This is a genomic window from Streptomyces sp. NPDC057474 (genome assembly GCF_042802555.1).
Taxonomy (GTDB): domain Bacteria; phylum Actinomycetota; class Actinomycetes; order Streptomycetales; family Streptomycetaceae; genus Streptomyces.
In genome coordinates, this window is the sequence record NZ_JBHVDX010000044.1 from 13,774 (window position 1) to 26,441 (window position 12,668).

Here is a 12,668-nt window from a genome sequence, read left to right on the forward strand (position 1 = left end):
CCCGAATTAGCCCGAGCCGGGCACCCACGCCGAACCAGCACTGCGAACCAGCACTCCGAACCGCCCCCCACCTCAGGAGCCCCCAGTGACCCCGACCCCCACGCCCGAGACCAGCACTCCCTTCCGCGCAGGCCGCGAGGGCTACGCCAGCTTCCGGATCCCGGCGGTCGTCGTCACCCGCTCCGGCGACCTGCTCGCCTTCTGCGAGGGACGGGTCGGCGGCCGGGAGGACTTCGGCAACATCGACCTCGTGGTGAAGCGGTCGACGGACGGCGGCCGGACCTGGGGCCCGCTACAGGTCGCCGCCAGGAACGGCGACGCCCTCGCGGGCAACCCCGCCCCCGTCGTCCTCGACACCGGCCGGATCCTGCTGGTCCACGTCCGCAACGCCGCCCACGCCACCGAGGACGCCATCCGGCGCGGTGCCGTGAGCGCGGCGGACGGGCGCAGGGTGTGGGTGCAGCACAGCGACGACGAGGGGGCGACCTGGGCAAGCCCCCGGGAGATCACCGAGCAGACCAAGAAGCCCGAGTGGCGGTGGTACGCCACCACGCCCGGCCACGCGCTCCAGCTCTCCACCGGCCGCGTCGTCGTCCCCGCCAACCACTCCCTCCCACCCGCCGGCGCGGACAACGGCACGGAGGGCAAGTACAACGGCGGGCACTGCCTGCTGAGCGACGACGCGGGCGCCACCTGGCGCATCGGCTACGTCGACGACAACACCGACGGCTACGTCAACGCCAACGAGACCACCGCCACCGAACTCCCCGACGGCCGCGTCTACTTCAACACCCGCAACGACTCCCCGGCCCCCGGCACCCGCGCCGACGCCCACTCCACCGACGGCGGCGAGAGCCTGGTCAAGCCGTTCCGGCCGCAGGCGGGCATCGTCGGCCCGGTCGTCGAGGGCAGCGTCCTCCAGCTCCGCGACCCCGACCTGCTCCTCTACTCGGGCCCGGCCGACCCCGGCTTCCGCGCCCTGATGACCGTCCGCGCCAGCACCGACCACGGCGTCACCTGGCGCCCCGTACACACCGTCGACGGCCTGCCCGCCGCGTACTCCGATCTCGTACGCGTCGACGAGGACACCGTCGGACTGCTCTACGAGACGGGCGACTTCAGCGCGTACGAGACGATCACCTTCCGCCGTGTCCCGATCACGGGCCTCGCCTGAGCCGCCCGGACGCCCGTGACCGCGCTCACCTCACCGCCACCCGCGACGGGCACGCACGTAAAGTCGGCCCATGACCTCTACTGACAGTGCACAGCAGCCTGCACAGCAGCCCACCGCGAAGGCCCCGGCCAAGGACCCCTGGGACCTGCCGGACGTGTCGGGGCTCGTCGTCGGCGTGCTCGGCGGCACCGGGCCGCAGGGCAAGGGCCTCGCCTACCGCCTTGCCAAGGCCGGCCAGAAGGTGATCATCGGGTCGCGGGCGGCCGACCGTGCGCGGGGCGTCGCCGGGGAGCTCGGACACGGCGTCGAGGGCGCCGACAACGCCGAGACCGCCCGCCGCAGCGACATCGTGATCGTCGCGGTGCCGTGGGACGGGCACGGCAAGACCCTCGAATCGCTGCGCGAGGAACTGGCCGGCAAGCTCGTCGTCGACTGCGTCAACCCGCTCGGCTTCGACAAGAAGGGCGCCTACGCGCTGAAGCCGGAGGAGGGCAGCGCCGCCGAGCAGGCCGCCGCCCTGCTGCCGGACTCGCGTGTCACCGCCGCCTTCCACCACCTCTCCGCCGTCCTCCTCGAAGACCCGGAGATCGAGGAGATCGACACGGATGTGATGGTCCTCGGCGAGGAGCGCGCGGACGTCGAGATCGTGCAGGCGCTGGCGGGCCGTATCCCCGGCATGCGGGGCATCTTCGCCGGCCGGCTGCGCAACGCCCACCAGGTCGAGTCCCTGGTCGCCAACCTGATCTCCGTGAACCGTCGCTACAAGGCCCACGCGGGCATCCGCATGACGGACGTGTAGCCGACGTGTAGCCGAGGCGCGTACGCCCTCGGGCATGGGGGACACTGGACGCCGTATCGCCTCGTCCGACCGCCCTTCCAGGAGCCGACCCCCATGCCCCGCCTCGCCCTCTACGCCCTCATTGTCTGTCTCCTCGCGACCACCGCGGCAGTGGTCTCCTTCAGCCGGGGCAGCTGGCTGGGTGTCGTGTGGGTGCTGATGGCCGGCCTGTCGTCCAACATGACCTGGTACTACGCGCGGAAGGCCAAGCAGCAGCGCCGGTCCGCCACCGGCTGAACCGCCGAGGCCGTCTCATCCGTCACATCCCGGTGAGACAGATGTCGCTGTCCTCGCGCCAGAAGCGGTAGAGCCAGTAGCCGCAGTCGGAGAGCTGGTCCTCGATCCCCAGGCCCCGCATGAACGCGTCGATCACGTCCCAGAACACCCCGTTGACCGCCGGGATCCACAGCACCGCGAAGACGAGCAGCAGGCCGAAGGGCGCGAGCGGCTCCACCTGGCGGCGGATCTTGTACGACAGCCAGGGCTCGATGACGCCGTAGCCGTCCAGGCCGGGCACCGGCAGGAAGTTCAGGATCGCCGCCGTGACCTGGAGCATCGCGAGGAAGGCGAGGGCGAAGAGGAAGGCCGCCGGCACACCGTCCGTGACGCCCAGCCAGAAGGGCGCGGTGCAGACGGCCGCGAACAGGACGTTCGTCAGCGGGCCCGCCGCCGAGATCAGACTGTGCTTCCATCGGCCCTGGATACGACCGCGCTCGATGAACACCGCGCCACCGGGCAGACCGATACCACCCATGATCACGAAGACGACGGGCAGCACGATGCTGAGCAGGGCGTGCGTGTACTTCAGCGGGTTGAGGGTGAGATAGCCCTTGGCGCCGATGGAGATGTCGCCGCTGTGCAGGGCGGTGCGGGCGTGGGCGTACTCGTGCAGACACAGCGAGACGATCCACGCGGACGTCGCGAACAGGAAGACGGCCAGTCCGGGCTGCTCGGCGAACCCGGTCCACGTGGCCCATCCCGTGACCGCCATGACGGCCACGATCCCCATGAAGACGGGGCTGATCCTCCGGTCGCTCCGGCGGGACGCGGCGGTGGTCATGGGGCTCCTCAAACTCTCGGCGGACCGCCGACACCTCGTCGACGGCCCGTCTGGTGTGTGCCGACGAAGTGTCGATCACTCGAATGGACTGCCCGACGGTACCGGGCGTATGCCGAAAACGTCTCGCGATGCCCTCCTGGTTCCTAGGAAGGTGGGGGCGAACGGTCGGCGGTCGTACGGGAGCGTCCGACTCGATGTACCGGACACACGAACCCGACTCCGACGGAGACAATGGACCCCGTGCGCTACCGCATCCTCGGCACCACCCAGGCACTGCAGTCCGACGGCACCCCCGTCCCCGTCGGGGGTGCCCGGCTGCGCGCCCTGCTGACCGTGCTCGCGCTGCGGCCGGGGCGTACGGTGCCCGCGACCGCGCTCGTCGACGAGGTGTGGGCCGACGATCCGCCCGCCGACGCGCCGGGCGCGCTGCAGGCGCTGGTCGGCCGGCTGCGCAGGGCGCTGGGCCCGGACGCGGTCGCATCACTGCACGGCGGCTATCGCCTCGCGGCGGCCCCGGACGACATCGACCTGCACCGCTTCGAACGCCTCGCGGACGAGGGCGCCCGCGCGCTCGCCGACGGCGACCCGGCCAAGGCCGCCGACGTCCTCGACGACGCGCTCGCCCTCTGGCAGGGCCCGCCCCTCGCCGACCTCCCCGACCGCGCCGCCGAGGCCGCCCGCTGGGAGGCCCGCCGCCTCGACGCCCACCGCGCCCGTCTCACCGCCGCCCTCACCCTGGGCCGCCCCGACACCGCCCTCCCCGACCTCACCGCCCTCTGCGACACCCACCCCCTCGACGAACCCCTCCAGTCCCTCCGCCTCCGCGCCCTACGCGACACCGGCCGCTCCGCCGAGGCCCTCGCCGCCTACGAAGAACTCCGCACCCTCCTGGCAGACCGCCTGGGCACGAGCCCGGGCCCGGCCCTACGCAGCCTCCACGAAGACCTGCTGAACTCCGACGGGGCCGAGCCCCGTCAGGGGCGCGGGGAACTGCGCGACCAGCCTCCACTCACCGGCATCCGAACAACGCCCCTACCCGGGCCGCACCCCCACCCCCCCCCCCCCCCGGGCAACCTCCGCGCCCGCCTTACCTCCTTCGTGGGCCGCGACACCGACATCGACACCATCCGAGACGACCTCACCACCACCCGCCTGGTGACGCTCCTGGGCCCGGGCGGCGCAGGCAAGACCCGCCTCTCCCAGGAGGCCGGCGAGGCAGTCGCCGAGGCCATGCCGGACGGCATCTGGCTCGCCGAACTCGCCCCCGTCGACGACCCGGCGAACGTCCCGGAGGCAGTCCTCACCGCCCTCGGCGCCCGCGAGACCGTCCTGAGAGGCGCCGGCGCCGAGGAGATGCGCGTCGCGGCCGACCGCCAGGACGACCCGCTGGCCCGCCTCGCCGAACACTGCGCCGGACGCCGCATGCTGCTGATCCTCGACAACTGCGAACACGTCGTGGACGCCGCCGCCCACCTCGTGGACCATCTCCTCCAGCGGTGCCCGGCGCTGACCGTACTCGCCACCAGCCGCGAACCCCTAGGCATACCGGGGGAGTTGGTACGCCCCGTGGAACCGCTGACGGAACCCCACGCGTTGCGTCTGCTCGCCGACCGGGGAGCCGCCGCCCGGCCCGGCTTCACCGTCGCCGCCGACCCGGACGCCGCCGCCGAGATCTGCCGCCGCCTCGACGGACTCCCCCTCGCCATCGAGCTGGCGGCAGCCCGGCTACGCATGTTGACGCCCCGTCAGATCGCCGACCGCCTCGACGACCGCTTCCGGCTGCTCACCTCCGGCAGCCGTACCGTCCTGCCCCGGCAGCAGACCCTGCGCGCGGTCGTCGACTGGTCCTGGGAGCTGCTCGACGAGGACGAACGGTACGTACTGCGGCGGCTGTCGGTGTTCGCGGGCGGCTGCGACCTGGCCGCCGCCGAGGCCGTCTGCGGTCCCGCCGCGCTGGAGGCGCTCGGCTCGCTCGTCGACAAGTCCCTCGTCGTAGCGGCCCCTTCGGCGGGCACGGGCACGGGCACGGGCACGGGCGCGGGCGGCGAGATGCGCTACCGGCTCCTGGAGACCGTCGTCGAGTACGCCGGCGAACGGCTCGACGAGACGGGCACCCGCCCCGCCGCCGAACGCGCGCATCTCACGTACTACCGCGAACTCGTCCGTGCCACCGACCCGTTGCTGCGCGGCGCCGGCCAGCGCGCCGCGATCGAGCTGCTGGAGCTGGAGTACGAGAACATCCGCACCGCCCTCAGGCACACCGTCGCCGAGCGGGACGAGCAGGAGGCGCTCTGTCTGACGCTGTCACTGTGCTGGTACTGGCAGATGCGCGATCTGAAGACCGAGGCCCGGCACTGGTCCGCCCAGGTCAAGGAGCTCGGCCCGGACCCCTTCACCGCGCCCTCCCGCCCCGTCCCGGACCTGCGCGGACGCGCCGTCGACAGCCCGCCGCCGATGAGCCCGGAAGTGCTCGACGAGGCCCGGCGCGGGGTGCACCTCGTCCATCTGGCCTGCATGGACATGGAGTTGCCCGCCTGGCAGACCTCCGAGGCCCAGGAGAAGCTGCAGGTCATCAGCGCGACCTATGACCCGGGCCAGCCGCAGACCTGCCGCTTCCCCGGTTTCATGTGGTTCTACGCCGTCCTGCTGACCGGTGACATGGACCGGCTGCGCGCCATCCTCGACGCCAGCATCCGCACCTGCCGCGAACTCGGTTTCACCTGGGAACTGGCGCAGACCCTGCAGATGCGGGCCAACATCCTCGCCAACCGCAGCGACTGGGCGGGCGACGCCATCACGGACGCCGACGAGTCACTGGAGATCTTCGACCGGCTGGGGGACGCCTGGGGTGCCGCCGAGGCGCTCTCGGCGCGCGGCGAGTCCCTGGAACGCCAGGGCGAGTTCGCACTCGCCGCCGCGGACTTCGAGCGGGCCATCGAGTACGCCGAACGGCTCGGCGCCAACGCCCAGCTGGGGATGCTCGGCGTCCGGCTCGGCAGTGTGTACATCGAGGGGGGCGACGCGGAGCGTGGCGAGAAGATGCTGCTCGACGTGCTGGAGGCGGGGCGCCGCGCGGCCCGCGAGGCGGTGCCCACCGCCCGCCTCTTCCTGGCGGTCCGCCTCGGCCGCAGCGGGCGCCCGGCCGAGGCCCGGGAGCAGATCGCTCTGCTGCGTGAGGACTTCCACGCCGCCGACTTCGTGCTGTTCGCCGGGTTCGTCATCGGCGTCGAGGGCTGGCTGGAGATGGTGGACGGACGCCACGAGGAGGCGCTGCGGCTGATGCGCCGGGCGCTGGAGCGGAGCCTGGACCGGCTGTCCCGGATGGTCGCGCCCCATATGCCCGCCATCCACCTCGTGACCGCCGCCATCTCCACCGCGGGCGTCGACGACGGCGTCCGCGCCCTCGACGCGGCCCGGCTCCTCGGCGCCGCCGACGCGCTGCTGCCGCCCGGCCACTTCTCCAGCCCGATGGAGGTGGAGGTGCGCGCCAAGGCCGAGGCCGTGACCCGAGTCCTGCTGGACGACACGGAGTACGACAGGGCGTACGCCGAGGGCGGCGCCCTCACTCTGGAGGAGGCCGCCGCCCTCGTATGACCGCTGCCGCTGCCGCTGCCGTAGCCGTAGCCGTAGCCGTAGCCGTAGTTGTCGTACGGCCTCGCAGGTCAGCTCTTCTGTACGACTTCGCAGGTCAGCGACTCAGGGTCGGCTTCGCCGCCCGCCGTGGGGCGGGTAAATGGGACGCCGAACACCCCATAGCCCTTGATCAACACCGCGCCGCGGGGTGGCCGCGCAGGAGGCGGGGTCGGCTACCTGCGGTCTTGCCCGCGCCGGTTGGTATTCACGCGTCAGCTCTTCGTCTTGAACTTGTGGATCGCGATCGGGGCCATCACCGCCGTCAGGCCCACCGACCAGCCGAGCGTGACCAGCAGGTCGTGGGTGATCGGTCCGCCGGTCATCAGCCCGCGCGCGGCGTCCGCGAGGGACGACAGCGGGTTGTAGTCGGTGAAAACCTGCAGCCAGCCCGGCATGGACTGGGTCGGCGCGAAGATCGACGACCCGAACTGCAGCGGGAACAGCACCAGGAAGCCCATGGCCTGCACGGACTGCGCGTTCTTCATCGTCACGCCCAGCACCAGGAAGATCCACATCAGGGACGAGCCGAAGACGACGGCCAGGCCCACCGCGCCGAACAGCCCGGGCCAGCTGGTGATGTCGAAGCCGATGAGGACACCGACGGTCAGCAGGATGGTCGTGGCGACCAGCATGCGCAGCAGCTCGACGGAGATCTTCGCGAGCAGCACCGAGGACCGGCCGATGGGCAGGGACCGGAAGCGGTCCATGACGCCCTTCTGGAAGTCCTCGTTGAAGCCCGTGCCGACGCCCATGGCGATGTTCATGCCCATCATCGCCATCAGCCCCGGCACCACGTACTGCACGTACTGCTCCTGGCCGCCGCCCAGTGCCTGCCCGATGGAGCCGCCGAAGACGTACACGAAGAGCAGGGTGAACACGATCGGCATCAGGACCGCGTCGAACATCGACTCGGGGTCCTGCCGGATCCACAGCAGATTGCGCCGGACGAGCGCGCCGGTGTGCCGGGCATGGGCCCGCAGCCCGATCCGGCCGTCGGCCTCGACGGTCCCACCGGTCTCACCGGTCGTGGGTAGGGTTGCGGCGCTCATACGGCGACCTCTTCGTACGCGGGGGACGGGGCGGAGTCCTGCGACGCGCCGGTCTTGTGGCCGGTGAGCGACAGGAACACCTCGTCCAGGCTGGGCAGTTCGGTGCTGATCGAGGCGATGGTGACCCCGCGCGCGGTGATCGCGCCGACGACCGCGGTCAGCTGCTCGTCGCTGAGGATCGGCACGAGAAGGGTGCCGGTCTCGGGGTCCACGGTGGTCGTGGCGAGCCCGGTGATGCCCAGGCCGTCCAGCTCCCGGGCCAGTGGCCGCAGATGCACCGGATCGGCCGGCCGGAGCCGGAGCGTACGCCCGCCGACCTGGGCCTTCAGCTCCTCGATCCGGCCGCCCGCGATCACCTTCCCCTTGTCGATCACGGTCAGCTCGGAGGCCAGCTGCTCGGCCTCCTCCATGTACTGCGTGGTCAGCAGCACGGTCACGCCGTCGCCGACCATGCGCTTCACCTCGGTCCACACCTCGTTGCGCGTACGCGGGTCGAGGCCGGTCGTCGGCTCGTCCAGGTACAGCACGGCCGGGCTCCCGATCATGGACGCGGCCAGGTCGAGCCGCCGGCGCATACCGCCTGAGTACGTCGCCGCCGGGCGCCCGGCGGCGACGGTCAGCGAGAACCGCTCCAGCAGACCGGTGGCACGGCTCTTCGCCTCCTTCCGGGGCAGGTCGAGCAGCCGGCCGATCATGTACAGGTTCTCGAAGCCGGACAGCTTCTCGTCCACCGAGGCGTACTGGCCGGTCAGGCCGATCACCCGGCGGAGCTGGCGCGGCTGGCGTACGACGTCGTAGCCGGCCACCGTCGCCTGCCCCGCGTCGGGCGTGATCAGGGTGGACAGGCACCGCACGAGCGTCGTCTTGCCCGCCCCGTTCGGGCCGAGCACCCCCATCACCGTGCCTTCACGCACATCCAGGTCGACACCGTCCAGCGCCCTGGTCTCGCCGTAATGCTTGACCAGCCCCCGCACGGTGACAGCGCCCTTCGCGCCGCTGGCTTCCTTGTCGATTCGTGTCATGAGGACGACGGTCCCAGGCCCCACCGACAAACCACCGACAGTTCACCTACACGGCCGACAGCCCACCGACCCGCATCCGCCCACGCGCCCGAGGCGCCCCACCCCTCCCGCGTCACCACAAACAAAGCCGCAGCCCGCCGACGGGGGAAGATCGGCGGGCTGCAGTCGTACCGCAGTGGCTCAACGGCCCTCAGGGCCTAGTGAACGGAGTGCTCCTCCAGCGGGAACGTCCCGCCCACGACGTCCTCCGCGAACGCCTTCGCCGCGTCACCCATGACCGCACGCAGATCGGCGTACTGCTTCACGAACTTCGGCACCCGCCCGCCGGTCAGTCCCAGCATGTCGGTCCACACGAGGACCTGCGCGTCGGTCTCGGCGCCCGCGCCGATACCGACGGTCGGGATGTGCAGCACCCGCGTGACCTCGGCGGCCAGCTCCGCCGGAACCAGCTCCAGGACGACCGCGAACGCGCCCGCGTCCTGGACGGCCTTGGCGTCGCGCAGCAGCTGCTGCGCGGCCTCCTCGCCCCGCCCCTGCACGCGATAGCCCATCGCGTTGACGGACTGCGGGGTGAGGCCGATGTGGGCCATGACGGGGATGCCGGACTCGACCAGCAGCTCGATCTGGCGGTGGGACCGCTCGCCGCCCTCCAGCTTGACCGCGCCGACCCCGGCCTCCTTGACCAGCCGGGTCGCCGAGCGCAGCGCCTGCACCGGGCCCTCCTGGTAGGAGCCGAAGGGCAGGTCGCCGACGATCAGGGCACGGCTGGTGCCCCGTACGACGGCCGCGGACAGCATGGTCATCTCGTCGAGGGTGACGGGCACGGTCGACTCGTAGCCGAGGTGGCAGTTGCCCGCGGAGTCGCCGACGAGCATGACCGGGATGCCGGCCTCGTCGAAGACGGACGCGGTCATCGCGTCGTACGCGGTGAGCATGGGCCACTTCTCGCCGCGTTCCTTCGCGAGGGCGATGTCCCGGACGGTGATACGGCGTGTGCCCTTGCCCCCGTACAGCGCCTTGCTGCCGTCGGAGGGCTTCGTCTGGGCAGCCGAAAGCTGCGTCATCGTACAGCTCCTTCATGTCATCTCGAGGCACCCTGACGGCGTCCCCGGACCGCTTCCATGGTGGCACCTCGTTCGAGGGAGGGCTAGGGGAGGTCACTGTGACCGTTCCGGCTTGCGGCGTGTAAGAGGCGGGTAAAAGATTTTCGATACGAGACGGTCTCGTATCGAAATAGGTCTAGGGTCGACGACATGACTACCGCAGTCCCTGACTCCCGCATACCGGCGGCGGTGCACCGGCGCCGCTGGGTGATTCTCGGTGTGCTGATGCTGAGCCTGCTGATCGTGGTGCTCGACAACTCGATCCTCAACGTCGCCATCAAGACGATCTCCACCCCGGAGCCCACCGGCCTCGGCGCCACCCAGAGCGAGCTGGAGTGGGCGATCAACGCCTACACGCTCGTCTTCGCGGGCCTGCTGTTCTCCGCGGGCCTGCTCGGCGACCGGCTCGGCCGCAAGAGGGTGCTGCTCGGCGGCCTCGTCGTCTTCGGTATCGGCTCGGCCCTGGCAGCCATGTCGGGCTCCCCGGCCGAGCTGATCGTGTTCCGCGCCGTGATGGGCTTCGGCGCCGCCTTCGTGATGCCCGCCACCCTCGCCGTCCTGATGAACGTCTTCGAGCGCGACGAGCAGCCGAAGGCCATCGGCATCTGGGCGGGCGGCGTCGGCCTCGCCATCGCCATCGGCCCGATCACCGGCGGCGTCCTCCTCGACCACTTCTGGTGGGGCTCGGTCTTCCTGATCAACGTGCCGATCGTCCTCCTCGCGCTCGGCCTGATGATCTGGCTGGTGCCTGATTCGCGCGATCCCAACCCAGGCCGCATCGACCCCGTCGGCGTACTGCTCTCCGTCGTCGGCCTCGTGCTGCTCGTCTACGGCATTATCCGGGGCGGCCAGCTCGCCGACTTCACGGACCTCACGGTCCTCGGGACCATCGCGGCAGGGCTCGCGGTCCTCGCCGCCTTCGTGGTGTTCGAGAAGCGCAGCGACCACCCGTCCATCGACATCACGTTCTTCAGGAACAAGGTCTTCTCGGCCGCCATCGGCGTCATCGGCCTGGTCTTCTTCGCGCTGATGGGCGTGACTTTCTTCTCCGTCTTCTACACCCAGACCGTGCGCGGCTACTCACCGCTCCAGACCGGCCTGCTGATGCTGCCGCTGGCCGTCGCGCAGCTCGTCTTCGCGCCGCGCGCCCGCCTCGTCGTGGACCGCTTCGGCAACAGCGCGGTGTGCACGGCGGGCATGACGCTGATCGCCGGGATGCTGGCCGCGTTCGCCGTGCTGGACGCGGACACGCCGATCTGGATCCTCGAAGTGATCTTCTTCTTCATGGGTATGGGCATGGCGCACGTCATGACCCCGCTGAGCGTCGTCATCATGCAGGCGCTGCCCCGTGAGAAGGCCGGCTCCGCGTCCGCGCTCAGCAACACCTTCCGCCAGGTCGGCGGCGCCCTCGGCATCGCCGTCCTCGGCTCGGTGCTGTCCGCCGCCTACCGCAACGACATCGAGGGCGAGCTGCCCGCCGGCGCCCCGCACGCCGCCGCCGAGTCCATCGAGGCCACCCTCGGCCTCGCCGCCCGCCTAGGCGCGCGGGGCGAGGCCCTGGTCGGCCCGGCCCACGACGCCTTCCTGCACGCCATGCACGTGACCGCCCTGTGCGGGGCCGGCGTCGCCCTGATCGGCGCGGTGGCCATGGCGGTGTTCCTGCCGGGACGGACGAAGGGCGGCCAAGAGGGCAAGGACGAGCCGGAGTTGGTGGCCGCCGACCAGTAACCGGCCACCCGTGTACGGCACCCCACTGCCGTACGCGGGAGAGAATCACCCCGGACAGCGGAGCACGACAGCGCCGGACACCGGAGTACGAGAGAGACGGAGTCGACCTTGAGCCTCGTCGAGAGCCACGCCGGAGACGGGCGGGTCCGGGACGGGAGCCCCGTACGCGGGCGGCCCCGCAGCGAGGCCGTGGAGCGGTCCATCGTCGAGAGCGTGATGAGGCTTCTCGAAGAGGGCGTGCCGCTCTCGGAGTTGTCGATCGAACGGGTGGCCCGCACCGCCGGCGTGGGCAAGGCGACCATCTACCGCCGCTGGAGCGGCAAGGAGGCGCTCTTCGTCGACGTACTGCGCGCCGCGGAACCCCCGGACCCCGTGCTGCCCGGCATCTCGATGCGCGACGACCTGGTCGTCTTCCTGGAGGCGGCACGCCAACGCGGGCTGCTCAACCGGCCGTCGGCGATCCTGCACAACGTCATCGCCCAGATGAAGAGCAGCCCCAAGATCTGGGACGCCTACCACGCGGACGTCGTCGCCCCCCGCCGCCGGGCCCTCGCCGAGGTCCTGCGCCGGGGCCGGGACAACGGCGAACTCCGCGCAGACGTGGACATCGACCTCGTCGGCGATCTGGTCTTCGGCCCCATGCTCGTCCGCACCGTCATGCGCCCGGACGCCTCCCTCCCCGAGGATCTCGCGGAGAACATCGTCGACACGGTGCTCGAAGGGCTTCGTCCTGCGAAGTGAGTCACGTTGAATCCTCCCGTCCCTTTGAATCCCCTCCCGTCCCTGATGGGAGGGGATTCCTGGCTCAGGCAGCCTCCTGGAGCAGCGCTCCAGGAGGTCTTCCGCCATCGGTGCCGGCCGGGTTGAGACCACCACGGGCACGCACGTTCGCATCATCACTGCGGTTCCGACGGCGGTTCAGGGCGCTCCGCGCCCTGAACCGGATGCGGCGACGCTCCGCTCCGCGACACCCGGACGCGATTCCTCCCCGGCGGGAACGCCGTGTCCTCCTCGCAAGAAACAGTTGATGTGCGCGTTTCGTCACAACGTCAGGGCCTGTC

At 71.1% G+C, this 12,668-nt stretch carries 10 protein-coding genes; 6 read left to right on the forward strand and 4 right to left on the reverse strand.

Annotated elements, in window-relative coordinates; all coding sequences use genetic code 11:
• Positions 1-85 precede the first annotated feature (85 nt).
• From ACFU53_RS15595 to ACFU53_RS15605, 3 genes are all read left to right on the forward strand, one after another.
• Positions 86-1,174 (forward strand): exo-alpha-sialidase, encoded by a 1,089-nt coding sequence (locus ACFU53_RS15595; RefSeq protein WP_383991453.1) that lies wholly within the window; start codon positions 86-88, stop codon positions 1,172-1,174.
• 70 nt (positions 1,175-1,244) lie between these two features.
• The gene (gene npdG, locus ACFU53_RS15600; protein WP_383991456.1) at positions 1,245-1,973 is read left to right on the forward strand and encodes an NADPH-dependent F420 reductase; all 729 of its coding nucleotides are present in this window, start codon (positions 1,245-1,247) and stop codon (positions 1,971-1,973) included.
• Positions 1,974-2,066: 93 nt separating this feature from the next.
• Positions 2,067-2,249, forward strand: a complete 183-nt coding sequence (locus tag ACFU53_RS15605; RefSeq protein WP_383991459.1) for a hypothetical protein — start codon at positions 2,067-2,069, stop codon at positions 2,247-2,249.
• Between the two features lie 22 nt (positions 2,250-2,271).
• Here ACFU53_RS15605 and ACFU53_RS15610 read toward each other — a convergent pair whose 3' ends face one another.
• Positions 2,272-3,072 (reverse strand): site-2 protease family protein, encoded by an 801-nt coding sequence (locus ACFU53_RS15610; protein ID WP_383991462.1) that lies wholly within the window; start codon positions 3,070-3,072, stop codon positions 2,272-2,274.
• Between the two features lie 231 nt (positions 3,073-3,303).
• Here ACFU53_RS15610 and ACFU53_RS15615 point away from each other — a divergent pair, with 231 nt between their 5' ends.
• Positions 3,304-6,666, forward strand: coding sequence for a BTAD domain-containing putative transcriptional regulator (locus tag ACFU53_RS15615; RefSeq protein WP_383991464.1), 3,363 nt, complete (start codon positions 3,304-3,306; stop codon positions 6,664-6,666).
• 251 nt (positions 6,667-6,917) lie between these two features.
• Here the strand turns inward: ACFU53_RS15615 and ACFU53_RS15620 are convergent, their stop codons facing one another.
• From ACFU53_RS15620 to panB, 3 genes are all read right to left on the reverse strand, one after another.
• Positions 6,918-7,754, reverse strand: coding sequence for an ABC transporter permease (locus ACFU53_RS15620; protein WP_383991467.1), 837 nt, complete (start codon positions 7,752-7,754; stop codon positions 6,918-6,920).
• Positions 7,751-8,776 (reverse strand): ATP-binding cassette domain-containing protein, encoded by a 1,026-nt coding sequence (locus ACFU53_RS15625; protein ID WP_383991470.1) that lies wholly within the window; start codon positions 8,774-8,776, stop codon positions 7,751-7,753. The genes ACFU53_RS15620 and ACFU53_RS15625 overlap by 4 nt, the downstream gene beginning before the upstream one ends.
• A gap of 197 nt (positions 8,777-8,973) precedes the next feature.
• A complete protein-coding gene (gene panB, locus ACFU53_RS15630; protein WP_383991473.1) occupies positions 8,974-9,840 on the reverse strand; it encodes a 3-methyl-2-oxobutanoate hydroxymethyltransferase in 867 nt (288 codons plus the stop codon).
• 189 nt (positions 9,841-10,029) lie between these two features.
• On the opposite strand from panB, the gene ACFU53_RS15635 reads away from it, so the two are divergent.
• Both ACFU53_RS15635 and ACFU53_RS15640 read left to right on the forward strand, forming a co-directional pair.
• Positions 10,030-11,607: an MFS transporter gene (locus ACFU53_RS15635; protein WP_383991476.1), complete on the forward strand. Its 1,578-nt coding sequence runs from the start codon at positions 10,030-10,032 to the stop codon at positions 11,605-11,607.
• 108 nt (positions 11,608-11,715) lie between these two features.
• Positions 11,716-12,348, forward strand: a complete 633-nt coding sequence (locus tag ACFU53_RS15640; protein ID WP_383991479.1) for a TetR/AcrR family transcriptional regulator — start codon at positions 11,716-11,718, stop codon at positions 12,346-12,348.
• Positions 12,349-12,668 lie beyond the last annotated feature (320 nt).

What these genes read in the sequence shown, in the direction of transcription:
- npdG (WP_383991456.1), top strand. Translation starts at nt 1,245, where the DNA reads ATGACCTCTACTGACAGTGCACAGCAGCCTGCACAGCAGCCCACCGCG.
- ACFU53_RS15605 (WP_383991459.1), top strand. Translation starts at nt 2,067, where the DNA reads ATGCCCCGCCTCGCCCTCTACGCCCTCATTGTCTGTCTCCTCGCGACC.
- ACFU53_RS15635 (WP_383991476.1), top strand. Translation starts at nt 10,030, where the DNA reads ATGACTACCGCAGTCCCTGACTCCCGCATACCGGCGGCGGTGCACCGG.
- ACFU53_RS15625 (WP_383991470.1), bottom strand. Translation starts at nt 8,776, where the DNA reads ATGACACGAATCGACAAGGAAGCCAGCGGCGCGAAGGGCGCTGTCACC.
- panB (WP_383991473.1), bottom strand. Translation starts at nt 9,840, where the DNA reads ATGACGCAGCTTTCGGCTGCCCAGACGAAGCCCTCCGACGGCAGCAAG.
- ACFU53_RS15610 (WP_383991462.1), bottom strand. Translation starts at nt 3,072, where the DNA reads ATGACCACCGCCGCGTCCCGCCGGAGCGACCGGAGGATCAGCCCCGTC.
- ACFU53_RS15615 (WP_383991464.1), top strand. Translation starts at nt 3,304, where the DNA reads ATGGACCCCGTGCGCTACCGCATCCTCGGCACCACCCAGGCACTGCAG.
- ACFU53_RS15620 (WP_383991467.1), bottom strand. Translation starts at nt 7,754, where the DNA reads ATGAGCGCCGCAACCCTACCCACGACCGGTGAGACCGGTGGGACCGTC.